1 protein-coding gene is annotated in these 1508 nt (G+C 36.7%); it reads left to right on the forward strand.

Annotation, left to right across the window (positions count from 1 at the left end; genetic code table 11):
• On the forward strand, positions 1–1508 hold a 1508-nt coding region (locus tag ACFWXO_RS45525), incomplete at both ends, for a DNA polymerase (RefSeq protein WP_380533175.1).

Genomic DNA, 1508 nt, shown 5'->3' on the forward strand with positions numbered 1-1508 from the left:
TAACTTTAATGATTCCAGAAAGCTTGTAATGGGTTCATTAAAAAAGATATGTGAGGATTTTAATATTTCGCAAGAAAAAGCAAAAATAGATTTAAAAGACCATATTTTGAAATTGGGATGGGCGCTTGACGCTGACGGAAACCCCACAAATGACCCGGGTAAATATGATGACCGGGAATCCCAAGGGAATTATTTTATGAAGGTCGATCCGTATGAACCTGAATTAAATGAATATTTACGGTTGGACTGTGTGGCATTATATGAAATTGTTACAATGCTTATTGAAATATCCGGCTTGCCGATTCATGAATTTTTAAAATGTCCTACTACCGCAAGTCTTGCAATGAAAGTATATCAAATGAATTATCCTGAAGATTATGAAAAGGCTATTTCCACGAATTACGGTTATAGCAAATGGGGCGAGTTTACAGAGGATTTTATACGCAAGGCATATTATGGTGGACGTACAGAAGTATTTCAAAGTGAATTAAATGGCGGCTTTCATTATGATGTAAATTCATTATATCCGTACGTTATGAAAGTGAACCCAATACCTATAGGGAAACCGCGTCACCATAAAGGAGACAAAGCCCGAAACGTATTTAAATATTGGTACAGCTATAGACAGGGCGGCGGTTTTTTAGAATGTGATATTCACATACCGACTACTTTACATATACCGCCTCTACCTCACAGAATGTACAAAAAATTATGTTTCCCGGTCGGTAACCTTTCAGGGATATGGACGTTTGAAGAAATTGAATTGGCGTTAGAAATGGGTGCTAAAATAAAAGAAATTCATCAATGTATTTATTTTGAAAAGACCGATTATATATTTAAAGATTTTGTCTCCTATTTTGAAGAGATTAAAAATACAAGTGATGGAGCAAAAAAGACGTTTGCAAAATTAATGCAAAATGCACTGTACGGAAAATTCGGTATGCAAAGGGTTCGGCAAACGATTTTACCTGTCACAGAAATTGAGACATGCGAAGAAAAAGGCTATCCTTATGTTGAATTATTTAACCCTGTATATGGACAAGAATTTATTGAAGCAGCCGTCCCCAGCAAAGCGCCGTATATTCAGCCGCATATAGCCGCCTACGTTACGTCATACGCGCGTATTTTATTATATAGAGGTTTAATTAAACAATTAGAAAAAGGCGATGTGGCATATTGTGATACCGATTCAATAGCATGTGAAGCTATTTTTGATGATGACATGGTTGACGATAGAGAGTACGGTAAATGGAAACTGGAAGGTATTCTTGAAGAAGGTTTATTCATTCAACCAAAAACGTATTATGAAAAATATGCTGATGAAATAAAACCAGAAGAAATAGAAAAAGAAATATCCTCTTTTTCTCGGAATGTATTTAATTATCCCGAAAAAAGCAAAGTAAAACAATATCGTTTGGTCAAAGGTTCGGAGACAATGAAATTTAAAGGCATTCCCGGCGACCTGGTCAGCCGTCACGGCCACCGGATCCGCACCGGGCGCGTACTTC

It is taken from the genome of Kitasatospora sp. NPDC059088 (assembly GCF_042738155.1).
In the GTDB taxonomy this organism is placed as follows: Bacteria; Actinomycetota; Actinomycetes; order Streptomycetales; family Streptomycetaceae; genus Kitasatospora.